Annotated in this window: 23 protein-coding genes and 3 tRNA genes; 13 read left to right on the top strand and 13 right to left on the bottom strand. The window is 32.2% G+C overall.

The features are described 5' to 3' along the window. From ACHRVZ_RS15420 to ACHRVZ_RS15410, 3 genes are all read left to right on the top strand, one after another. Positions 1 to 669, top strand: coding sequence for a response regulator (locus ACHRVZ_RS15420; RefSeq protein ID WP_395423575.1), 669 nt, complete (start codon positions 1 to 3; stop codon positions 667 to 669). A gap of 78 nt (positions 670 to 747) precedes the next feature. Further along, the gene (locus ACHRVZ_RS15415) at positions 748 to 1002 is read left to right on the top strand and encodes a hypothetical protein (protein WP_395423574.1); all 255 of its coding nucleotides are present in this window, start codon (positions 748 to 750) and stop codon (positions 1000 to 1002) included. 244 nt (positions 1003 to 1246) lie between these two features. Beyond that, positions 1247 to 2050 (top strand): endonuclease/exonuclease/phosphatase family protein, encoded by an 804-nt coding sequence (locus tag ACHRVZ_RS15410; protein WP_395423572.1) that lies wholly within the window; start codon positions 1247 to 1249, stop codon positions 2048 to 2050. A gap of 1 nt (position 2051) precedes the next feature. Here ACHRVZ_RS15410 and ACHRVZ_RS15405 read toward each other — a convergent pair whose 3' ends face one another. The 10 genes from ACHRVZ_RS15405 to tgt all read right to left on the bottom strand — a co-directional run bounded on the left by ACHRVZ_RS15405 (position 2052) and on the right by tgt (position 12438). Next, a complete protein-coding gene (locus tag ACHRVZ_RS15405; RefSeq protein WP_395423570.1) occupies positions 2052 to 3311 on the bottom strand; it encodes an asparagine synthetase B in 1260 nt (419 codons plus the stop codon). Positions 3312 to 3652: 341 nt separating this feature from the next. After that, positions 3653 to 4318, bottom strand: coding sequence for a response regulator (locus tag ACHRVZ_RS15400; RefSeq protein ID WP_395423568.1), 666 nt, complete (start codon positions 4316 to 4318; stop codon positions 3653 to 3655). 112 nt (positions 4319 to 4430) lie between these two features. After that, positions 4431 to 5222 (bottom strand): sensor histidine kinase, encoded by a 792-nt coding sequence (locus ACHRVZ_RS15395; protein ID WP_395423565.1) that lies wholly within the window; start codon positions 5220 to 5222, stop codon positions 4431 to 4433. A 149-nt stretch (positions 5223 to 5371) separates the two neighbouring features. Continuing rightward, positions 5372 to 5998 (bottom strand): hypothetical protein, encoded by a 627-nt coding sequence (locus ACHRVZ_RS15390; protein ID WP_395423562.1) that lies wholly within the window; start codon positions 5996 to 5998, stop codon positions 5372 to 5374. An 18-nt stretch (positions 5999 to 6016) separates the two neighbouring features. Then, a complete protein-coding gene (locus ACHRVZ_RS15385; protein WP_395423560.1) occupies positions 6017 to 6370 on the bottom strand; it encodes a hypothetical protein in 354 nt (117 codons plus the stop codon). A 127-nt stretch (positions 6371 to 6497) separates the two neighbouring features. Continuing rightward, entirely contained in the window at positions 6498 to 8042 is a 1545-nt protein-coding gene (gene dnaB, locus ACHRVZ_RS15380) for a replicative DNA helicase (RefSeq protein ID WP_395423559.1), read from the bottom strand. Between the two features lie 140 nt (positions 8043 to 8182). Next, positions 8183 to 9136: an acetyl-CoA carboxylase carboxyltransferase subunit alpha gene (locus ACHRVZ_RS15375; RefSeq protein ID WP_395423557.1), complete on the bottom strand. Its 954-nt coding sequence runs from the start codon at positions 9134 to 9136 to the stop codon at positions 8183 to 8185. Positions 9137 to 9247: 111 nt separating this feature from the next. Next, positions 9248 to 10135: a DMT family transporter gene (locus tag ACHRVZ_RS15370; protein WP_395423554.1), complete on the bottom strand. Its 888-nt coding sequence runs from the start codon at positions 10133 to 10135 to the stop codon at positions 9248 to 9250. Beyond that, positions 10122 to 11210: an LptF/LptG family permease gene (locus ACHRVZ_RS15365; protein WP_395423553.1), complete on the bottom strand. Its 1089-nt coding sequence runs from the start codon at positions 11208 to 11210 to the stop codon at positions 10122 to 10124. The genes ACHRVZ_RS15370 and ACHRVZ_RS15365 overlap by 14 nt, the downstream gene beginning before the upstream one ends. Positions 11211 to 11307: 97 nt before the next feature. Then, positions 11308 to 12438, bottom strand: a complete 1131-nt coding sequence (gene tgt, locus ACHRVZ_RS15360) for a tRNA guanosine(34) transglycosylase Tgt (RefSeq protein WP_121329134.1) — start codon at positions 12436 to 12438, stop codon at positions 11308 to 11310. Between the two features lie 390 nt (positions 12439 to 12828). On the opposite strand from tgt, the gene ACHRVZ_RS15355 reads away from it, so the two are divergent. The 4 genes from ACHRVZ_RS15355 to ACHRVZ_RS15340 all read left to right on the top strand — a co-directional run bounded on the left by ACHRVZ_RS15355 (position 12829) and on the right by ACHRVZ_RS15340 (position 16258). Beyond that, positions 12829 to 13692, top strand: coding sequence for a polysaccharide deacetylase family protein (locus tag ACHRVZ_RS15355; RefSeq protein WP_395423551.1), 864 nt, complete (start codon positions 12829 to 12831; stop codon positions 13690 to 13692). 116 nt (positions 13693 to 13808) lie between these two features. Continuing rightward, positions 13809 to 14126 (top strand): hypothetical protein, encoded by a 318-nt coding sequence (locus tag ACHRVZ_RS15350; protein WP_395423550.1) that lies wholly within the window; start codon positions 13809 to 13811, stop codon positions 14124 to 14126. Between the two features lie 254 nt (positions 14127 to 14380). Continuing rightward, complete coding sequence (locus ACHRVZ_RS15345) at positions 14381 to 15229, top strand: transketolase (protein ID WP_395423548.1); 849 nt, start codon at positions 14381 to 14383, stop codon at positions 15227 to 15229. A 75-nt stretch (positions 15230 to 15304) separates the two neighbouring features. Further along, complete coding sequence (locus tag ACHRVZ_RS15340) at positions 15305 to 16258, top strand: transketolase family protein (protein WP_395423545.1); 954 nt, start codon at positions 15305 to 15307, stop codon at positions 16256 to 16258. A 214-nt stretch (positions 16259 to 16472) separates the two neighbouring features. Here the strand turns inward: ACHRVZ_RS15340 and ACHRVZ_RS15335 are convergent, their stop codons facing one another. Beyond that, positions 16473 to 17663 carry an FKBP-type peptidyl-prolyl cis-trans isomerase gene (locus tag ACHRVZ_RS15335; RefSeq protein ID WP_395423544.1) on the bottom strand — a complete coding sequence of 397 codons (1191 nt, stop codon included), beginning with the start codon at positions 17661 to 17663 and terminating at the stop codon, positions 16473 to 16475. A gap of 79 nt (positions 17664 to 17742) precedes the next feature. Between ACHRVZ_RS15335 and ACHRVZ_RS15330 the strand changes: the two genes are divergently transcribed. Next, positions 17743 to 18132 (top strand): RNA-binding S4 domain-containing protein, encoded by a 390-nt coding sequence (locus ACHRVZ_RS15330; protein ID WP_395423541.1) that lies wholly within the window; start codon positions 17743 to 17745, stop codon positions 18130 to 18132. 69 nt (positions 18133 to 18201) lie between these two features. After that, entirely contained in the window at positions 18202 to 18702 is a 501-nt protein-coding gene (locus ACHRVZ_RS15325) for a phosphoribosyltransferase domain-containing protein (protein WP_395423540.1), read from the top strand. On the opposite strand, the gene ACHRVZ_RS15320 is transcribed toward ACHRVZ_RS15325, so the two are convergent. Beyond that, positions 18694 to 19212 carry a shikimate kinase gene (locus ACHRVZ_RS15320; protein WP_395423539.1) on the bottom strand — a complete coding sequence of 173 codons (519 nt, stop codon included), beginning with the start codon at positions 19210 to 19212 and terminating at the stop codon, positions 18694 to 18696. The two genes, ACHRVZ_RS15325 and ACHRVZ_RS15320, sit on opposite strands and share 9 nt — an antisense overlap. 127 nt (positions 19213 to 19339) lie before the next feature. Here ACHRVZ_RS15320 and ACHRVZ_RS15315 point away from each other — a divergent pair. The 4 genes from ACHRVZ_RS15315 (at position 19340) to ACHRVZ_RS15300 (ending at position 20458) form a co-directional block, all read left to right on the top strand. Continuing rightward, a tRNA-Lys gene (locus ACHRVZ_RS15315) sits at positions 19340 to 19412 on the top strand. A 41-nt stretch (positions 19413 to 19453) separates the two neighbouring features. Beyond that, positions 19454 to 19526, top strand: a tRNA-Lys gene (locus ACHRVZ_RS15310). Positions 19527 to 19568: 42 nt separating this feature from the next. Beyond that, a tRNA-Leu gene (locus ACHRVZ_RS15305) sits at positions 19569 to 19651 on the top strand. Between the two features lie 276 nt (positions 19652 to 19927). Continuing rightward, the gene (locus ACHRVZ_RS15300) at positions 19928 to 20458 is read left to right on the top strand and encodes a DUF6985 domain-containing protein (protein ID WP_395423537.1); all 531 of its coding nucleotides are present in this window, start codon (positions 19928 to 19930) and stop codon (positions 20456 to 20458) included. A gap of 35 nt (positions 20459 to 20493) precedes the next feature. Here the strand turns inward: ACHRVZ_RS15300 and ACHRVZ_RS15295 are convergent, their stop codons facing one another. Further along, on the bottom strand, positions 20494 to 21366 hold the full coding sequence (locus ACHRVZ_RS15295; protein WP_395423534.1) for a helix-turn-helix domain-containing protein: 873 nt from the start codon (positions 21364 to 21366) through the stop codon (positions 20494 to 20496). Positions 21367 to 21371 lie beyond the last annotated feature (5 nt).

Genomic DNA, 21371 nt, shown 5'->3' with positions numbered 1-21371 from the left:
ATGTTTAAAAAAATTTTAGTTGCCGAAGATTTAGATAGTATAAGTATAGCCGTTATTCAAGTACTTGAAGACCTGAAAGTTCCTATAATTCACCATGTAAAATATTGTGATGATGGTTTACTAAAAATTAAAAAAGCTTTACTCGACAATGAACCATACGATTTATTAATTACCGATTTGTCGTTTAAAACAGATCATCGTAAAGTAAACCTAAACTCCGGAGAAGATCTTATAGAAGCTATAAATGAATTTCAACCCAAATTAAAGAAAATAGTATTTTCGATTGAGGATAAATCCTTCCGTATAAAATCACTTTTTAATGATTTAGGAATTAATGCGTACGTTTCTAAAGGAAGAAATAGCATTAATGAATTGAGAAAAGCAATCGAAGGAACTTTTAGAAATGAAGAAAAAATACTTTCTTCAGATTTATCTTTTAGTTTTAACGATAAGGCATTAATTGAAATTGAGTCTTATGATATTTCGATTTTAAAACTTTTAGCTCAAGGATATATTTTAGAAAACATTTCGAACGAATTTAAAGCTTCATCCATCACTCCAAATGGAACTAGTAGTATCGAAAAACGTATTAACAAACTAAAAATTTACTTTAAGGCAAACAATAATGTGCACTTAATTGCAATCGCAAAAGACTTTGGCTTAGTTTAAATTTGTACTGTTTACGGGTTTCCGTAAGGAATTAGATTTTAATCCATATAAATTTGTGTAGAATCTATTAACCTACAAATGAAACCCAAAAACAACGTTAGTTTTGAAAGAAATCTTAAACACAGATTTGTTTCAAAAATTAATACAACCAAAAATAAAATCATTATGAAAACCATGCTACTCTGTGTTTTTCTATCTCTAAGTTTTGCTTTCGTTTCTGAAAAAACAGGATGGTTAGAGGTAGATTGGAAAATCATTTTCATCCCCGCCCTCCTTGTTTTACAAATAATCATTATAGGAACCGCCTTGAAAAACAGATACAAAAAACATTAAAGTCATTTATTTTTAGAACTTATCAGACTTCCATGAATAAGAAAAAAATAATTTTGATCATATTTATTTGTATCATCATTATACTCCATTGGTATATCACAAATACAGACAAAATGATTTGATAATTAATTCCAGTAAAAAACTCAAACTGTAAAATAGCAATCTTTATTCTAAAAATTGTCAATACAAATAAACCATAATGTTCGTATTTAGAAATTCCTATATTTGACATTTTTAATACAGCATGAAAAATTTTCTAAGTTTTGTTCTCTTCTTTTTTACATTAGTAGCCTTTTCTCAAACTAAAATTCTGTCTTGGAATTTAGAAAATTTTGGAAAATCAAAATCTGACTTTGAGTTAAATTACATTGCTTCCACCATTCTTGATTATGATATTATAGCAATCCAGGAAGTTGTTGCGGGCTATGGCGGCGCTCAGGCTGTCGCAAAACTTGCAACGTTATTAAATGAAAAAGGATCAAAATGGGATTATACGATTAGTGATCCAACGAGTAGCAGCAGTTATAAAACCGAACGATATGCTTTTATTTGGAAAACTAGCAAAGCTAAACTTAAAGGAAGTCCGTGGCTTGAAAAAAAATACAGCCTGGAAATTGACCGAGAACCTTATTTTGCAACATTCGAAATCAATAACAAAACAATAACCCTGGTTAACTTTCATGCTATTACCAAAAAAAAGCAACCTGAAACAGAAATAAAATACTTTAAATTTCTACCCACAGAATATCCAACTCTGAATTTGGTTTTTATGGGAGATTTTAACTGCCCTCAATCACATTCGGTCTTCAACCCTTTAAAGAAAATGGGATACACTTCGATTTTACAAAATCAAAAAACGACATTAAAAAGACAATGTAAAGGTCTAAACTGTCTCGCTTCTGAATTTGACAATATTTTCTATCAATCAAAATCTTTAAAATACATCAATTCGGGAATAATTTCGCTTCACACAAAATTCAAATCTTTAGAAGAAGCCAGAAAAATATCCGATCATATTCCGATTTGGTTTGAATTTTCACTGAATTAATCTAAGTCTTAAGCTTTTTCTTTTTTGCAGCAGGGAATAAAACATTGTTCAGTATTAAACGATAACCTGGCGAATTGGGATGCAAATCTAAAACTGTTGGAGGATCTCCTACTTGATGTTGAAAATCTTCCGGGTCATGGCCTCCAAAAAAAGTAAACATTCCTTTTCCTTTTTCACCGTGAATATATCGTGACTCTCCATTAAGTTCACACGTACCCATTACTAAAACATTTGATTTTATGAAATTAGTATCAAATGAGGTTGTTTGTCCCATAAATCCTTTTACTAATTGCGTGTGATTTTGACATAACATACTAGGAATTGGATCCCATTTTGCAGAGAATTCCATTAAACTAAAATAATCTTTTTCCATTGGAATTCTACGCTTGGATGTCATATCTATATCTGAAAACTCGTATACTTCTGGTCTTCTTTCAAGCGTAAAATCTTTAAACGCAAATGAATTTCCGTAATTTAACTTCGATTGATAATTAGGATCACTTGCGTCTCCATCAAACATTGCTTCACAAATATCAACACCATCTGCAGCTAATGCAATATCAAAACTATCAGTTGCAGAACACATTGCAAACATAAATCCGCCGCCAATAACAAAATCTCTTATTTTTTTTGCTACAGCTCCTTTTTCCTGCGAAACTTTCGCGTAACCTAATTTCACAGCTAAAGCTTCGGCATCTTTTTTCTGTTCTATGTACCAAGGAGTGTTTTTATATGCGGAATAAAACTTCCCGTATTGTCCGGTAAAATCTTCATGATGTAAGTGTAACCAATCATAAAGTAATAATTGATCATTTAAAACCTCTTCATCGTAAATTGGTGTGAAAGGAATTTCAGCGTAAGTCAAAACTAATGTTACAGCATCATCCCAAGGTTGTTTTCCTTTTGGAGTATAAACAGCAATTTTTGGTGCTTTTTCTAGAATGACAGATTCCATATTTTGAGAAGGGCTCGAAATCTCATTTAAAATCGAGGCTTCTTCACTATCTGAAATAATTTCAAAACTTACTCCTCGAATTTTACATTCTTTTCTAATTTCATCTGCATCAGGCAGTAAAAAAGAACCTCCGCGATAATTGAGCAACCAACTTGCTTTATAATCTTTACTTAAACACCAATAAGTTATTCCGTAAGCTTTTAAGTGATTTTGCTGTGTGGTTTCGTCCATCGGAAGTAAGATAAACGAGGCTTTTGCTGAGAATGATAGTAGAAATATGAAAATATAAACTAAGCACTTATTCATTAGAAAATTGTTTTAGTAAAGATATAAAGGAAGCTTTAAAAAACACGATAGATAATTCTGTTTTATAAGTTTCTAAATGTTAAATAAAAACCTGACATTAAAATTGAGTTTCTTTTCGCCAAAATCACGTAAAAACACCTATTTTAAATGAAGACATAATTCATACATTTGCTATCCCAGATCATCAAACTAATCAATAAAAAACCAAAACCATGAAGTTTAATGATAGTAATAATCAACCAAAGGGATTAAATGTAGTGCAAAAAATAGGTTTGTGTGTTCTTGTTCTCACTATTATTTTGTACTACGTATTGTCTATTCAGTTTTTAACCAGCTGAAATTTAAATTGTAATAACTGCAATTTCGTTCTGAATCGCGTATACTACTAATCCGGCTATATTTCTGGATTCGGTTTTAAGAAGTAAATTATTGCGGTGTCCTTCTACTGTTCTCGGACTTAAGTAAAGATGCTCAGCAATTTCTGAAGTAGTTTTTTGCTGGCAGATAAGTTGTAGAATTTCTATTTCGCGTGGAGAAAGAAAACCTGTCTCCAAATTTCCTTTTGAATTTTTTGTCGAAACAATAGTTTCCTTAATTGTTCGCAATACATTTTCATTATAATGAAATCCTTTTCTCGCCACCTCATTAATAGTGTAAATCAAATCTTTTGGCGTTGTATTTTTTATCAGATAACCTACAGCTCCAACCTGTATCATATTTGCTACAAACGATTTTGTGTCGTAACTTGTTAGAGCAATTATTTTAATTTCAGGAAATGATTTTCGAATAATTTTTGTTGCCTCAACACCGTTTAAGATTGGCATTTTCAGATCCATGACAATAATATCAGGTTTAATCTCATTGTCATTCAAATAAGAAAGTAATTCCTCTCCATTGGAAGCTTCGAAAACAATATCGATATTATCTTCTCTTTGCAATAAAAAAGAAATTCCTTTTCGGAATAAAACTTCATCATCGACTAAAGCAATCTTAATAGCGGCATTCATTTTGGTTTGATTTTGGTCGTTTGGTTTGCCGAAATTACAAAATATGATGCAAAAAACCACCGAAGCACCCCATTATATTGGACAAAAAGTGATTTTATTGTTACATTTTAAATTAAAAGGTAAAAATCGCATCAATACCATTACCAATTTCCGATTTTATTTCGATTGAGCCATTTAAAAACGAAACACGGCTATCGATATTTTTCATACCTAATCCTTTATGATTCTCGGCATTTTTACTATCAAAACCAACTCCATTATCTTCATAAGTACAGGTATGAACTCCATCTATATTTTTAAAAGCTATCGATATTTCAGTTGCCTTTCCATGACGCAAAGAGTTGTTCATCAATTCTTGCAGAATTCTAAAAACATGCAAATGCCGGTCAATATCTTGATCATTAAAATCAATTTCGTTCTTGTAATATGTTTTTACTGATTTACTACTTTCAAATTCTTCACATAATTCTTCGACACCTGCATTTAATCCAAATTTCTCAAAAACAGGAGGCAATAAGTTATGTGCAATTTTTCTGGAATTTTCGAGTGCTTTTGTAGTAAGGCTAATAATATTTTCAGTTATTTCACTTATTTCTGCTTCTGTTAAATTAGGAGAAGTTAACAAATGACTGTTTAAAGAAACAATATTTAGTTTTGAACTGATATCATCATGCAAATCCTGAGCAATTCTTTTTCGCTCTTCTTCTTGCGTGACAATTATAGCGTGCAGTTGTTCTTTTTGATATTGTAAGGTTAAATCTCTTTTCTCTAATTCTTTTTGAATAATTTTCTTTCTGGAGAAGTAGAAAAATACAATTAGAAAAACGGCAAGCATCATGAAAAAACATGATATGTATAAAATTATTGCGACAATTTCTTTATCATGAATTGAATTACTACTCATATTAACGCTTACTATTTAGAATTATCTCTATCAAAATCATATAAATTATTTTATGCAATCGATACAATAAAAAACATTCAAATAATTAGAGTAAAAAAATCTTTAATTTTTCAGAATTCACTTAAAACTTTTTTCTAAGTGAAGTATTCTTAATTTACTTTTTTGTAGAAACTGACTTTCCATTCGTATAAAATAAATAAATGATATACTAAAAATAAAAAAGCATTTAGCATCCAAGTTAGATATTTTATGTTGTCACTAAGTCCTGTAGAAAAATTTCCAATTAAAAATAATACTGTACATCCTAATAGATAAAACACAGTACCAAAACTAACATAATAAAATTTCTTGTTTTCCGTAAGCATATTATAAAAATGCAACAAAGCAAAAGAAACTATAAGTAAAGAGGTCAAGGTAATTTCAAACAAATTAAACTTTAAAAATTGGCTTGAATCCATAACAAATTGTCCTGCTAATAAAAATAATGCAATAACAAGAGCGCTTTTTACAAAAATCTTTTGACTCTTTATTGGCAATAATGAATTGTAAAACAATCCCAATAATATCATTTGACCAATAAAAAATATATTGACTGCAAATAAATTATTGATCTCGATACGGTACAATAATTCCAGTGAACACTGCATTACAAATGCAAACGCTAAATAAGAAACAAGAAAAACATTAGCTTTTTCCTTTCGGAAAAAGCTATATGAAAATAGTATAAGATTTAATAATAAAACCAAATAACCTGAGTAAATTAAAAAATCTATCACCTTTTATTTTTTATAGAATTAAAATGGAGGACTTGGACGTGTACCATCATAAACAAGTGGTATAGGATCTCCATCGCATTCATCTATTCCTGGAGGCGGTCCATAAACATCTAAGTACTTTTTCGTTTCTGGGTCATATTGAGCTCCAACAAAAAGCAATGTTTTCTCTTTATCATCATTAATACCAATATAAGCACGAACTGCTGTGGTATCAAGCTTCAATACTAACTCTAAACTCTCACGTGGTATTAAAAAAGATTTTACTTTTTTCTTACTGTCTTCGATGGTGGTATCGTCATCGTACCTTTTTTCCCACTCTTTAGCAACTGGTAATGTGACTTTAATAGGTCCTGGAAATTTTTCTTCTTCCATAATTTACAAATTAAATTAGTTAATAGTATTAGAAATGTTAAATGGTTTGGCTAAGCTAATTAATTTTATCAAAAAAATTAACATTAAGCATAAAAAAAAGCCTTTTTAAAAGGCTTTTTTATTATATTTAGAAAGGAACATCGCTATCATCATCATCATCATTCAGATTACTACCAAAAGCTTCATTTGGTGACGGAAGGTTTTTTGTAATAAACGGATTCTCATCATGATTCATTTTTGATGGTAAATCGTCATAACTACCAGAAAAATCATCAAGGTTATCGAACTTACCAAGGTGACCAATAAATTTCAAACGAATGTTTTCGATACCACCATTACGGTGTTTCGCGATCATAATCTCTGCCTGACCTGCTGTTGGCGATGCTTCATCATCATCCCATTCTTCAATTTTGTAATATTCTGGTCGATATAAAAACGAAACAATATCAGCATCCTGCTCAATAGCTCCAGATTCACGAAGATCCGATAGCAACGGACGCTTACTAGATCCACGCGTTTCAACGGCACGCGATAACTGCGAAAGTGCGATTACCGGAACGTTTAGCTCTTTTGCCAAGGCCTTTAAATTTCGGGAAATTGTAGAAATCTCCTGCTCACGATTTCCTCCTCCTTTATTATTTCCTCCGGCTGTCATTAATTGCAAATAATCAATGATAATAATCTTGATACCATGTTGCGAAACTAAACGACGACATTTTGCTCTTAAATCGAAAATAGAAAGTGATGGTGTATCATCAATAAACAAAGGGGCCTTTTCTAAGTTTTTCACTTTGGTACTCAACATTTCCCATTCATGAGGTTCTAATTTACCTGTACGTAATTTCTCTGATGACAAACCTGTCTCTGACGAAATTAACCTTGTAATTAACTGAACCGAGGCCATCTCCAGAGAGAATAAAGCTACTCCGTGCCCGTACTGTATAGCAATATTTCTAGCCATTGAAAGTACAAAGGCAGTTTTTCCCATCGCAGGTCTCGCTGCGATAATAATTAAATCGCTGGGCTGCCATCCTGAAGTCAGTTTATCCAGATTATGAAAACCGGTTTCAACACCACTTAAACCTTCTTGTTTGGCAATTTCTTCAATTTTCTTTTTAGCCTGAAGAACTAAACTCTGAGCAGTTTCAGAACTACGTTTTATATTTCCTTGTGTTACTTCGTATAATTTTGATTCGGCCTGATCAAGCAAATCAAATACATCAGCAGTTTCATCATAAGATGCTTCGATAATTTCGGTAGAAATACGAATCAAACTTCTTTGAATAAACTTTTGAAGAATGATACGCGAGTGAAATTCAATATGCGCCGAAGATGCAATTTTTTGCGTAAGCTGAATTAAATAAAAATCTCCTCCGGCTAATTCTAATTTTCCATTCTTTTTCAGCTGAGTTGAAACTGTCAGCAAGTCAATTGGCTGCGTTTCTGTAAAAAGCTGAACGATTGCCTCAAAAATATATTTATGCGCCTCTTTATAAAAGGCATCCCCTTGCAAAATATCAATTACATCATCAACTCCTTTTTTATCAATCATCATCGCTCCAAGCACAGCTTCTTCTAAATCAAGCACTTGCGGAGGAAGTTTTCCTTTTTCTAAATTAATAATTGAGGGTTTATTTCCCTTTGCAGGGCTTACATTTTTGAAATTTTCCATATGGCGAAAGTAGCGAAATTTAAAAAAAGATCGCTATCGAGTTATAACTATTAATTGTTTATAAATAAGTTTTTTTTGTTGATAACCAAAAAAAAATCCGAAACGATAAGGCTTCGGATCTTGTATTAATTTGTAAGAATTTACTCTTTATACTCACCCATTTTACTATATTTGTCCATTCTTTGGGCAATTAAGTCGGCTGTTGATAAGTCTTTCAATTCGTTGTATCCTTTAGTAATGTATTCAGCAACCGTTTTAAAAGTAGTTTCGCGATCATAGTGCGCTCCACCTAACGGCTCAGGAATTACATCATCAACTAATTTTTGTTTTTTCATGTCTGATGAAGTCAATTTTAAAGCATCAGCAGCACGTTCTTTATACTCCCAGCTTTTCCATAAAATTGAAGAACATGATTCTGGCGAAATTACAGAATACCAAGTATTCTCTAGCATATAAACTTTATCTCCAACACCAATTCCTAAAGCTCCTCCTGAAGCACCTTCACCAACAATAATGGTAATAATTGGCACTTGCAAACGAACCATTTCAAAAATATTTCTGGCAATCGCTTCTCCTTGTCCTCTTTCTTCAGCTTCAAGTCCTGGATATGCACCCGGAGTATCTACCAAAGTTAAAACCGGGATTCCAAATTTCTCTGCCATTTTCATTAAACGCAAAGCTTTACGGTATCCTTCAGGATTTGCCATACCAAAATTACGGTACTGACGTGTTTTTGTATTAAAACCTTTTTGTTGACCTACGATCATAAACGACTGTCCGTTTATTTTTCCAAGTCCGCCAACCATAGCTTTATCATCTTTAAAATTTCTGTCTCCATGAAGCTCTAAAAATGTATCTCCGCAAATTGCTCTGATATAATCTAAAGTGTAAGGTCTATTTGGATGTCTAGACAGTTGAACACGTTGCCAAGCTGTAAGATTTTTGTATATTTCTTTTTTAGTTTGTTCTAATTTCTTGTTGATTTCCTTGCAGGTTGGTGTTACATCAACATCAGATTCTTTTCCAATAATAACACACTTTTCTAACTGTTCTTCTAGTTCTTTGATTGGAAGCTCAAAATCTAAATATTCCATGGATTTTTGAATTTTGTTTGTAAATCGAACCGCAAATATAAAAATATTATATCATTGGCACAGTTAATTGTTAGTAAACTATTAAATTGTAATTTAAAAATAAGGAAACTATTACACTTCTTTCTTATTTTTATAATGTTTAAAAACGCCATTTAAAATAACTGTAATAACAATTATAAGAGCGCCAATATAAAATTCTGTACTCATTTTTTCTTTTCCTCCCAGAATAAAATAAGCCAGCATAATTCCGTAAACCGGCTCTAAATTAGTCGTTAACATTACTGTATAAGGAGTTAATTTTTGCATGACTTTTACAGAAGCTGTAAACGCATAAGCGGTGCAAACTGAAGCCAAAACCAATAATAAAATCCAATTATTTAATGACATTGTAAAGAAATCAGCGTTGAATTTTCCTTGTATTAAAAAATAAATAGAAATAAAGAAAACCCCTGCTCCAAACTCATAGAATGTAATAACAGACGGTTCATGATCTGAAATCAATTTACCATTCATTAAAGTAAATAAAACTCCTAATATAATTGACGCTAAAGCATAATACATTCCGTGAAGATATTTCACTTCGACCTGCATGATTAAAGCTAAACCAGCGATAATTATTAACCCAAAGAAAACTTCATACCATAATATCTTTCTGCCATAAAATAATGGTTCGAGTAAAGAAGCGAAAAATGCACCGAGAGAAAATATAGAAAGTGTTATTGAAACATTAGAAACATGAATGGCTCTAAAAAAGAAGATCCAATGCAGTGCAATAAGCAATCCAACAAAAATCAGTTTAGCAAAAGATGTTGCCGAAATCACAAAGGACTGCTTTTTATATACAATAAAAGCTCCAAGAAAAACTCCGGCAAGAAGCATTCTGAACCAAACTAAGTTTTCAGCGTCAATCGTGATTAAAGCGCCCAAAATAGCTGTAAAACCCCAGATAAAAACAATTAAATGAAGATTTAAATAACTTTTTAAATTATCGTTTCGCATTACGTAATAAGTACACCGCTAAAATTCCGAAAACAATATTTGGGAACCAAACAGCTAATAAAGGTGAAAAAGTAGATTTTTCGGCAAGAGTACCAAATATTTTATCAAAAAACACAAATGAAAAGGCAATTGCAATACCAATGGCAAGATTCGTTCCCATTCCGCCACGACGCTTCATTGACGAAACAGCCACGGCGATAATTGTTAAAATGAAAGCCGAAACCGGTACACTGTATTTTTTATAAAGTACTACTAAATATGTATTAATATTTCCTGAACCTCTTTTACGTTCTTTCTCAATAAAATCGATTAATTTACCAAGCGGAAGTGTTTCTGCAATGTAAACAACCGGAGTTAAATCTGCCAGTTCAAACTTGAACGCAACATTTTTTTCCGGCACTTTTTCTATCTTATCATTCAGTTCTCCAAGTGTTCTTTTAGTATAATCATACAAAATATAGATCTTCTTTTTAGGATCCCATTTTATACGACTAGCAGTAATTTTATACGTTAATTGGTCTTTTTCAAAATGCTCTAAAGTAAAATTAAAAGCCGTTTTAGACTCTTCATTAAAACTATTTACAAAAATAAAATCGTTGTCATTAATTTGCCTGTATACATTTGTGTTTTCACCACGCATTAATTGCTTTCCATTTCCTTTTAAATAGGTATATCTAAAATTATTGAAACCTTCGCTGGCGGCAGGAACAATAAAAAATCCCATTAAAAGCACAAAAACAGAAACGATCGAAGCACCAATAATATAAGGTCGCAGAAAACGCGTAAACGAAATTCCAGAACTTAAAATCGCAATAATTTCAGTATTATTAGCCAATTTTGAAGTAAACCAGATTACCGATAAAAACAAAAATATCGGAAACAGAGAGTTTGCAAAATAAACCGTAAAATTATAGTAATAGATGGCAATTGCAGTAAACGGAATTTTGTTTTCCAGCATTTTATTCACCTTTTCAGAGACGTCAATTACAATTCCAATCGGAATAAATAATAAGATCATCACCGAGAAAGTGGCTAAATATCTTTTTAAAATATATTTATCTATTATCGTTAACATAGATTTTTTTTGTTTTTTGTTGTTTCAATTTTCAGGTTCCAAGTTTCAGGCCACTCAGAGTAACTTGAAACTTGAAACTAAAAAAACATGAAACTTCTTATAGTCTTTGACTCATATTTTTAACCATCATTTCTTTCCATGGTCTAAAATCTCCTGCTAAGATATGTTTTCTGGCTTCACGAACCAACCACATATAAAAACCAAGATTGTGAATCGTTGCAATTTGTTTTCCAAGGTATTCATTGGCAGCAAATAAGTGACGTAAATATGCTTTTGTATATTCAGTATCCACAAAAGTATGTCCCATTTCGTCGATCGGAGAAAAATCAGCTTCCCATTTCTTATTCTTGATATTAATTGTTCCGTTTGCTGTAAACAACATACCATTTCTGGCATTACGAGTTGGCATAACACAATCGAACATATCAATACCTAACGCAATATTTTCTAATATATTTATAGGAGTTCCTACTCCCATTAAATAACGCGGTTTGTCTTCAGGAAGAATTTCACAAACTACTTCTGTCATTGCATACATTTCCTCTGCAGGCTCTCCTACTGATAAACCACCAATAGCGTTTCCTTGTTGTCCTGAATTTGCAATATATTCTGCAGATTGACGACGTAAATCTTTATAAGTACTTCCCTGAACAATCGGAAAAAACGTTTGTTCATAACCATATTTATAAGGAACTTTATCTAAATGATTGATACAACGATCCAGCCAACGGTGCGTCATATGCATTGAACGTTGTGCGTATCTGTAGTCGCAAGGATAAGGTGTACACTCATCAAAAGCCATGATAATATCAGCTCCAATAGTACGCTGAATTTCCATTACACTTTCAGGAGAAAAAAAGTGGTATGAACCATCAATATGCGATTTAAACTTTACCCCTTCTTCTTTAATTTTTCTATTATTCGAAAGAGAATAAACCTGATATCCACCAGAATCTGTCAAAATATTACGATCCCAATTCATGAATTTATGCAATCCTCCTGCTTTTTCAAGAATTTCTGTCTGCGGACGTAAATATAAATGGTATGTATTTCCCAGAATAATATCCGGATTAATATCTTCTTTAAGCTCACGTTGGTGTACTCCTTTTACAGACGCAACGGTTCCAACCGGCATAAAAATAGGCGTTTCAATTACGCCGTGATCTGTTGTTATACTTCCCGCTCTTGCTTTAGATTGCGGATCTTTTTGTAATAAATCAAACTTCATCTGTGTCTTTTTTCAGTCGGCAAAGATAGGCTAATTTGAGGAAATTTTAATCAATTCGACAATTTGTCAATTAGAAAATGAGATAATACCAAAACATCTCAAAAAAGGAACATCAAACTTGAAACCTAAAACAAAAAACTTCTAACAGTTAACTTTTAATTTCCAACCTTTTTTGGGCGTTTCCCAAGGGCCGGGCTATCCGCTAAATCTTTTGTTCCAGAAAACATCTTTAGTAAACAAGACCGGAGATTGATCACAAAAGGATATCGCTTTTATCCCTAACGCAAAAAAAAAAGAATGCTCATTACCCTGAAATTTTTAAATTTGATAAAATCACAAGATATAAAATCAGATTAATCTGCAAAATCTGCGTGCAAAAAACAAAGTAAAATGAACTTAGCTCAAAAACTTGGATATCCCGAAGATGCCAAACTATTAATTATTCATGCAGATGACGCAGGATTATCTCATTCAGAAAATCAAGCTACCATAAAAGCACTTGAAACCGGATCTGTAAATTCATACAGTATTATGGTTGCTTGTCCGTGGTTTTTTGAAATGGCAACATTTGCCAAAAACAATCCAAGCTATGATTGCGGAATACATTTAACACTGACTTGCGAATGGGAAAATTATAAATTCGGGCCAGTTCTTCCTATTACAGAAGTTTCAAGTTTAGTTGATCAACACGGCTATTTTTACAAAACCCGAAAAGATTTTAAAGACAATGCAAAACCGGCAGAAATAAAAAAAGAACTCATAGCTCAAATCGATAAAGCTTTGCAATTTGGTATTAATCCTACGCATCTCGATTCGCATATGTGCAGCATTGGCGTGACTCCAGAAATTTTAGAAATCTACAAAGAACTTGGCAGAACCTATAATTTACCCGTTTTTATCAATAAAGAATTTGTAAAATCTATTAGTTTATCAACTGAAAAATACAACTTTAAAGATACTCTTTTGACCGACAATCTTTTAATTGGTCACTTTTCAGATTTCGAAAAAGGAGAACTGAGATCTTCTTATGCAAAAGCACTGGATAATATCCAACCAGGTTTCAATGTATTTTTACTTCATCCTGCTTTTGATGATCGAGAAATGCAAGGTATTACTATAAATCACCCCAACTTTGGCTCGGCTTGGCGCCAAATTGATTTTGATTTTTTTACAAGTAATGAATGCAAATCAAAACTTAAAGAGAACAATATTCAGCTGATTACATGGAAAGAGATTTGGCAATTAAATATTTAAACAGTGAGATCTTTTTTCTTTTTTAATGTGAATACTACAATATCCTGATTCAAAAAATATAACAATTCAAAACCTTTGATTTCGTAACTTTATAAAACAATTTAAAGATAGAAATCATGATAAATTCAGAAGAAAAAGACCAAATAGACGAAAATGAAATCGAAAAAAATCTGGAGCAATTAGATTACCCTTCATCAGAAGATATTTATAATAAGGAAGAAAAAGCAAAAGACATTGACCCGGAAAATATTAGCAACGGAAAAGCAATCGTCCAAAAAGAAGGCGAATGGAATGAAAACACGTTCAATATTGAAAAAGAAAACAAACTTGGAGATGACTTGGACGTTCCCGGATCTGAACTTGACGATCAACAAGAAGAAATAGGCTCTGAAGATGAAGAAAACAATTACTACAGCGAAAGCGACACAAACTAAACAAAAGAACTACAATTACTTAACAACATTTTTTTTTGCCACAGATTAAATAATTAACTGCGATTTTTTACACATCGATTTAATTCTTTAATCTGTGGCAAAACTTTATACACTATAACAAAGGCTTTAGTTTTATTTAAGATCAATAAAAAAAGAAGGAAAATTTAACAATTCCAGTAAACTAAAGCAAAAAATCACTTGTCAGCCCGCAAAATAAAATTTACTTTTGCAACAGTTTAACTTTTACACATAAAATGAAGCCTAACACACAACAATTAAGCGATTTAACTATCCAAGTAAGAAGAGATATTCTTCGAATGGTACATGCTGTCAACTCAGGTCACCCAGGTGGTTCTTTAGGTTGTACTGAATTTTTGGTTACTCTGTACCAAAATATTATGGAGCGTAAAGAAGGTTTTGATATGGACGGAATTGGAGAAGATCTTTTTTTCCTTTCAAACGGTCATATTTCTCCTGTATTTTATAGCGTTTTAGCACGTAGTGGTTATTTCCCTGTTTCAGAACTTGCAACTTTTAGATTATTAAACTCACGTTTACAAGGACATCCAACAACTCATGAAGGATTACCTGGAGTTCGTATTGCTTCTGGTTCATTAGGACAAGGTTTATCTGTAGCTCTTGGTGCTGCACAAGCAAAAAAGCTAAATGGTGACAATCATATCATTTATACTTTACACGGTGATGGTGAATTACAAGAAGGTCAAAACTGGGAAGCGATCATGTATGCTTCTGCAAAAAAAGTAGACAATCTTATTGCAACTATCGACCTTAACGGTAAACAAATTGATGGTACAACTGATGAAGTTTTAGCAATGGGAAGCATTCGTGCTAAATTCGAAGCTTTTGATTGGGATGTTATCGATATTAAAGAAGGAAACAATATTGATGCTATACTTGGAGGTTTGAATGATGCTAAATCAAGAACCGGAAAAGGAAAACCAGTTTGTATTTTATTACATACTGAAATGGGTAACGGTGTAGATTTTATGATGCACACTCATGCTTGGCATGGTAAAGCGCCAAACAACGATCAGCTGGCAAACGCTTTAGCTCAAAATACCTCAACTTTAGCCGATTATTAAAAATTAGCTTTAAGCTTTAAGTAGTAAGCCTCACGCCTATTGCCTACAGCCTATTGCGTATAGCAAAAAAACAAAATGAAAAAATATACAAATACAGGAAGCAAAGATACTCGTTCGGGTTTTGGAGCGGGAATGACTGAATTAGGTCAAAAAAACGAAAATGTTGTAGCACTTTGTGCAGATTTAATTGGATCATTAAAATTTGATGAATTCAAGAAAAATCACCCAGAGCGTTTTTTCCAAATCGGTATTGCAGAAGCAAACATGATTGGTATTGCTGCCGGTTTAACTATTGGAGGAAAAATTCCATTTACAGGAACTTTCGCTAACTTCTCAACAGGAAGAGTTTACGATCAAATTCGTCAATCAGTTGCTTACTCTGATAAAAATGTAAAAATTTGTGCTTCTCACGCTGGTTTAACACTAGGTGAAGATGGTGCAACTCACCAAATACTGGAAGATATTGGTTTAATGAAAATGTTACCAGGAATGACTGTAATCAACACTTGTGATTACAACCAAACTAAAGCTGCAACGCTAGCATTAGCAGATCATCACGGTCCAGCTTATTTACGTTTTGGACGTCCGGTTGTAGCTAACTTTACTCCAGCTGATGAACCTTTCGTAATTGGAAAAGCTATTTTACTAAACGAAGGTTCTGACGTTACAATCGTAGCAACAGGACACTTGGTTTGGGAAGCACTTATTGCTGCCGAAGCTCTTGAAGCAAAAGGAATTTCTGCTGAAGTAATCAACATCCATACAATTAAACCTCTTGACGAAGAAGCAATTCTTAAATCAGTTGCTAAAACAAGATGCATCGTTACTGCAGAAGAGCATAACTACCTTGGAGGTCTTGGAGAAAGCGTTTCAGGAGTATTAGCTTTAAACAATCCAACTCCACAAGAATTTGTAGCAGTACAAGATAGCTTTGGAGAATCTGGAACTCCAGAGCAATTAATGGAAAAATACAAATTAAACAATCAAGCAATTGTTGAAGCTGTAGAAAGAGTTATCAAAAGAAAATAATTTTCAGTTTTCTTACTTATAAAAAAACCTCGAAATCACTTTCGAGGTTTTTTGTTTTTTATCAACTTCTGTCTAAAAGAAATATTTCCGACCCTATATCTTCAGATAACTAAATAACCGAAAGCATCTTATAAACCAAAGGCAGTAAGTCTCAAAATTCAGGTATAAAAAAAGCCTCGAAATCACTTTCGAGGCTATTATATAAAATCAGAATTTAATTCTTCTTAATAGGATATGTTTTATCCAAATGCATTCTTAATCTAGGATTAGCTGTGTAGTCTTCTGGTAAAAAAGCTTTAACATTAGTCGCAGATTCAGGTTTTGAAGGATCTGCCAATGCACCAGTTGGTCTTCTAGGAATTCCTCTTGGCTCTGTTTCATCAACGTTTGGCGTTAAAGGATTATCTACAGTTGGTTCCCACGGATAAAACAACCTGGTTCCGTAATTCACCCCATTAACAATACCAATTTCTCCTGTTGGCTTTGTAATTTCAAATCTTGTTGTAAAACCATCACCATCATCATCAAAATCAAGAAAATCAGAAATACCATCACCATCTGTATCATTTTCTTTTACCCAGTCAGCTGGAGGATTAGGATACTTCGTTTTATTTAAATTATAATCATAAAGATAACCATCATTATTCAAATCTTCTAAATAATCAGGAATACCATCACCAATAAAAACTCTTCCTGAAGTAGTATTACTGAACTCATTGTCCATTCTCTGAAGATCAAACAACTTAACACTAAAAACTATTGGACTATAAGCTGGAATACCTGTCTGAGGTTGAGAATAATACCCTAAACCAGAAGGCAAAAACATCACACCTGCACCAAAATCCTTATACGAAATAACACCATTACTAGCCGTTGTAGATGTACCGGTTTTAAATTGCGGAAAAATCTCTGACCAACCCTCTATAACCGTAAGTTCGGTTGCATAAGGAAACAAATTAAAAGCCACAGGATAACCGTAAGAAGTATCAAAAACCGTATTATCCAATATAGTACCTGTATAAGCCGTTACAACTTTATCTGTATTCGTAGGAGAACTACCAACACCTTTCCTTAAAGTTAGAAAATATACCTTATATGTTACATCATTACTATATACATCACGCGACTGTAAAGGATAAGTAGTTTGATCCCAAATAGAAACATTTCCATCACCAGCAACTATTTTTTTAATCACCACATCTTGATCTTGCAGCGTTCCGGGACTATTAATAACAGTGATATAATTAGTCTTTAAATATTTGATAATCGAATCATTATCAGCTTTATATTGCTCTTTATAATCTCTTACAGGAACGGTTACAGTTTCATCATCATCACTTTTATTACAAGAAACCAAAGAAATACCTGCGAGCAATAAAATAAAATAATATTTAAATTTATTCATTATTGTTAATTTTTTAAGTGCGCAAGATACAATATTGATTTATTTTTGTAAAGAATTTAACTTTGATTTTAGAAAAATTATGAGAATAGATAAATACCTATGGTGCGTACGCTATTACAAGACCAGAAACATGGTAACTGAAGCGTGCAAAAAAAACCATATTACTGTAAATGGGCAAGTTGCCAAACCGTCAAAAGAGGTTTTTCCTACTGATAAAATAACATTTCGAAAAGATCAAATTACACAAATCATCACTGTACTTGATATTCCCGAAAATCGTGTGGGAGCAAAACTTGTTGACATTTATAGAAAAAACGAAACCCCGGCAGAAGCTTATGCTCACTTGGAGTTATTAAAACTATCGAAAGAACATTATCGCAAAAGCGGAACCGGCAGACCAACCAAAAAAGACAGAAGAGATATTGACGAATACGGAAATGAAATTTTTGACGAAGACGAAGTTGAATAAATTTTAAAAATCTGAAATCCAAAATCTACAATCTAAAATTCAATTTGTACTTTAGCAAAAAAATAAATCATGAGCAAAAATATCATTTTAACCAATCAGGAAATCGAACATAAAATAAAACGTATCGCATATCAAATTTACGAGACTTTTGTTGACGAAGAAGAAATTGTGATTGCAGGAATCGCTTCAAACGGTTCTATTTTTGCTCAAAAAATCGCTTTAGCTTTAAGTAACATTTCAACACTCAAAGTTTCTCTTTGCGAAGTTAAAGTTGACAAACAAAATCCACAGTTACCAATACACACTTCATTATCTAAAGAAGAATATAAAAACAAAGGATTAGTATTGGTTGACGACGTCTTAAATTCAGGCACAACTTTAATCTATGCCGTTCGTCATTTCTTGGACGTTCCTCTTAAGAAGTTCAAAACGGCAGTACTTGTAGACAGAAATCACAAAAAATATCCTGTAAAGGCAGATTTCAAAGGGATTTCATTATCTACATCTTTACTGGAGCACGTACAAGTTGTTTTTGACGAAAACGGTGATAACTACGCTTTTTTAAGCTAAGATTTCTAAAATATCCTGAACCGTTTCTTCGACCGCTTTATCATCAACGGAAACTTTATGTTGCGCATGATTGTAATAAAAGCTTCTGTCGAACAAATGCTTTGCGATGAATTCTCTCATTTCCTCTTCTTCCATATTCGCAATTAAAGGACGTTTACTTTTATTATGGATCAATCTATTATACAAAGTATCTATTGATGCTTTTAAATAAATTGATACAACATTCTCGCTTTTTAATAATTCATGATTATTAGCGTAACAAGGAGTTCCTCCTCCTAAACCTATTATACTATTTTCTGAAGATTGAAGCAATTCTAAGAAGATTTCGTGCTCTAATTTTCTAAAATAAATTTCTCCATGCTGCTCGAAAATCTCATTTATCGACAAATTTGCTCTTTTTTCGATGCATTTATCTAAATCTAAAAACGGAATATCTGTAATTTTTGATAAGTTTTGCGCAATTGTTGACTTTCCGCAACCCATATATCCTAATAATATAATCTTTTTCATTTTAATAATAACCTATAAACTAAGGCGTTGTAAATTTTGTTTAAAAAAAGACAAATTTATAATAAAATAGCTTGCAAATATCAAAAATAACTCCTTATATTTGCACCCGCATTCAAGGAAAGAATATGACTCGATAGCTCAGTTGGTAGAGCACATCACTTTTAATGATGGGGTCCTGGGTTCGAGCCCCAGTCGGGTCACAAAATTTTGTGATTTACAAAATACTTTCCTTGATAGCAATGACTCGATAGCTCAGTTGGTAGAGCACATCACTTTTAATGATGGGGTCCTGGGTTCGAGCCCCAGTCGGGTCACAAAAGGTCGAGTATTAATTTACTTGACCTTTTTTCATTTTTGGCCACGTGGAGAAACGGTAGACTTGCCATCTTGAGGGGGTGGTGCTCGTAAGGGCGTGTGGGTTCAAATCCCACCGTGGTCACTTAAAAAAAAATAAAAGCCTGAGAATCTAGATTCTCAGGCTTTTTTTATGATTCGAAAATTCTTTTCAGCCTTTTTAATTTTTTAGAACATCAGTGTTTACCGGAAATTTCGGTTCGAACTCCGCCAAAGTTATTTAATTTGTAATTTGATTTTCTGTTAGATAGGGAAAAACTAATTTTTTCATTTTTTAGTTTGTAAATTCAGTGGTATGCGTAATATTGTGATAGATTTAAAAATACATATTGAGTTGCAATCCAAAATTTAAAAACAATAAATGAGCACACAAGAAACATTTGATGAATGGCATAGAAGAGAATATCCAAATCAATATATATGGGAGAATTACACGTATCCAAACTTCAGAATTAGTGATAATCAATTAGTGTGTAGATTGCCAGTTAGAATTTTTAATTGTGATGATTGTCAATTAATAATTGATAATGAAGAGATTTCAGAAATCCATAAATCAACAATTGATTATATTCTTAGAAATCAAGAATCATTTATAGAAGACATCCGAAAAGGTGTTTTTGACTACTATACTTTTTTATGGAACGATTATTTGAATGAATTTGAAGATGACATTAAATACCCTAATCCAAATAACAATAGCGTTCAAATTGTTGATTCAATGATAAGACCAAAAGCAATTCATATGGCAACAAAAATAAATGAAGGTTATTTTGGAATTTGTTTCAAATGCACATTTGAAGGAGATCACGGACTTGGAATAGAAATGAGAAATTATAAAGTAAACGATGTTGGAGCCGAATTCGTTGGATTTAATTTGCATTCTGTCGAATAATCCGCAACAGCCAAATCAGCTATTGCAAATTAATTTCAACAATTAACAACTTCTAATTTATACCCAATGCCATGAATATTAATAATATTTACTAAAGGATCTTTATCCAATTTCTTACGAAGCTTTGAAACAAACATATCCAAACTCCTTGTAACTATTACACCGTCATTTACCCACACTTCCTTCTGCAATACATTTCTCTCGATAATTTTATTAGGGGATGAGAAAAAAATGTATAACAATTTTGATTCCTTTGATGTTAATAAAACTTTCACTCCTTCATACTCAAAATAATGTTGTTCATAGTAAAAAAAATATTTTCCAATTTGGATGTTTTTTATAGACTCTTTTTTTAGAATTGTCTTTTCTTTTTTTCTATTAAATATATACCAAAACAGAATAAATAGGATTAAAACTATAACAACAAAAAAGGCAGATTCATTATTTAAAAAAACATTACTTTTTGAAACAAACTTAATAGTAATATCATAACAATTACCAGGCATGCTTCTACCAATACACGGAATTATACTTTCTTTATCATCCAATGAAATTAAAAAGCTGTAGATAATTTCCTTATTTGAACACTTAAACACATTCACAGAATATTCTTTTGGAAAGGTGCTTTTCTTAAGATTTCTCTGAACAATAGCAACCAGCGAATCAGGTTCAAAAGAAAATTCATTTTCAAAACTAATTTGAAATTCATTTGCTGACAACATTTTTATCGGCATTACTTTAGAAATAGTATCCCTGGAGCTATTTAGTAATTCATGACCTATTTCTCTTAATACTATTTCGTTTTTCGGATTCTCAATATCTGATTCTTGCTGAAAAGCCAAATAAATAAAAATCGTTAATAAAACCAACACAGGTATAAATAAGGCGAATAAGTATTTTTGTTTCATGATTC

The organism is Flavobacterium sp. FlaQc-57 (genome assembly GCF_044007395.1).
GTDB lineage: Bacteria > Bacteroidota > Bacteroidia > Flavobacteriales > Flavobacteriaceae > Flavobacterium.
This window is presented reverse-complemented; position numbering and strand designations above follow the sequence as displayed.

Coding starts and splice junctions, on each gene's coding strand:
- ACHRVZ_RS15420 (WP_395423575.1), top strand. CDS start 1: ATGTTTAAAAAAATTTTAGTTGCCGAAGATTTAGATAGTATAAGTATA.
- ACHRVZ_RS15415 (WP_395423574.1), top strand. CDS start 748: ATGAAACCCAAAAACAACGTTAGTTTTGAAAGAAATCTTAAACACAGA.
- ACHRVZ_RS15410 (WP_395423572.1), top strand. CDS start 1,247: ATGAAAAATTTTCTAAGTTTTGTTCTCTTCTTTTTTACATTAGTAGCC.
- ACHRVZ_RS15405 (WP_395423570.1), bottom strand. CDS start 3,311: ATGAATAAGTGCTTAGTTTATATTTTCATATTTCTACTATCATTCTCA.
- ACHRVZ_RS15400 (WP_395423568.1), bottom strand. CDS start 4,318: ATGAATGCCGCTATTAAGATTGCTTTAGTCGATGATGAAGTTTTATTC.
- ACHRVZ_RS15395 (WP_395423565.1), bottom strand. CDS start 5,222: ATGAGTAGTAATTCAATTCATGATAAAGAAATTGTCGCAATAATTTTA.
- ACHRVZ_RS15385 (WP_395423560.1), bottom strand. CDS start 6,370: ATGGAAGAAGAAAAATTTCCAGGACCTATTAAAGTCACATTACCAGTT.
- dnaB (WP_395423559.1), bottom strand. CDS start 8,042: ATGGAAAATTTCAAAAATGTAAGCCCTGCAAAGGGAAATAAACCCTCA.
- ACHRVZ_RS15375 (WP_395423557.1), bottom strand. CDS start 9,136: ATGGAATATTTAGATTTTGAGCTTCCAATCAAAGAACTAGAAGAACAG.
- ACHRVZ_RS15370 (WP_395423554.1), bottom strand. CDS start 10,135: ATGCGAAACGATAATTTAAAAAGTTATTTAAATCTTCATTTAATTGTT.
- ACHRVZ_RS15365 (WP_395423553.1), bottom strand. CDS start 11,210: ATGTTAACGATAATAGATAAATATATTTTAAAAAGATATTTAGCCACT.
- tgt (WP_121329134.1), bottom strand. CDS start 12,438: ATGAAGTTTGATTTATTACAAAAAGATCCGCAATCTAAAGCAAGAGCG.
- ACHRVZ_RS15355 (WP_395423551.1), top strand. CDS start 12,829: ATGAACTTAGCTCAAAAACTTGGATATCCCGAAGATGCCAAACTATTA.
- ACHRVZ_RS15350 (WP_395423550.1), top strand. CDS start 13,809: ATGATAAATTCAGAAGAAAAAGACCAAATAGACGAAAATGAAATCGAA.
- ACHRVZ_RS15345 (WP_395423548.1), top strand. CDS start 14,381: ATGAAGCCTAACACACAACAATTAAGCGATTTAACTATCCAAGTAAGA.
- ACHRVZ_RS15340 (WP_395423545.1), top strand. CDS start 15,305: ATGAAAAAATATACAAATACAGGAAGCAAAGATACTCGTTCGGGTTTT.
- ACHRVZ_RS15335 (WP_395423544.1), bottom strand. CDS start 17,663: ATGAATAAATTTAAATATTATTTTATTTTATTGCTCGCAGGTATTTCT.
- ACHRVZ_RS15330 (WP_395423541.1), top strand. CDS start 17,743: ATGAGAATAGATAAATACCTATGGTGCGTACGCTATTACAAGACCAGA.
- ACHRVZ_RS15325 (WP_395423540.1), top strand. CDS start 18,202: ATGAGCAAAAATATCATTTTAACCAATCAGGAAATCGAACATAAAATA.
- ACHRVZ_RS15320 (WP_395423539.1), bottom strand. CDS start 19,212: ATGAAAAAGATTATATTATTAGGATATATGGGTTGCGGAAAGTCAACA.
- ACHRVZ_RS15300 (WP_395423537.1), top strand. CDS start 19,928: ATGAGCACACAAGAAACATTTGATGAATGGCATAGAAGAGAATATCCA.
- ACHRVZ_RS15295 (WP_395423534.1), bottom strand. CDS start 21,366: ATGAAACAAAAATACTTATTCGCCTTATTTATACCTGTGTTGGTTTTA.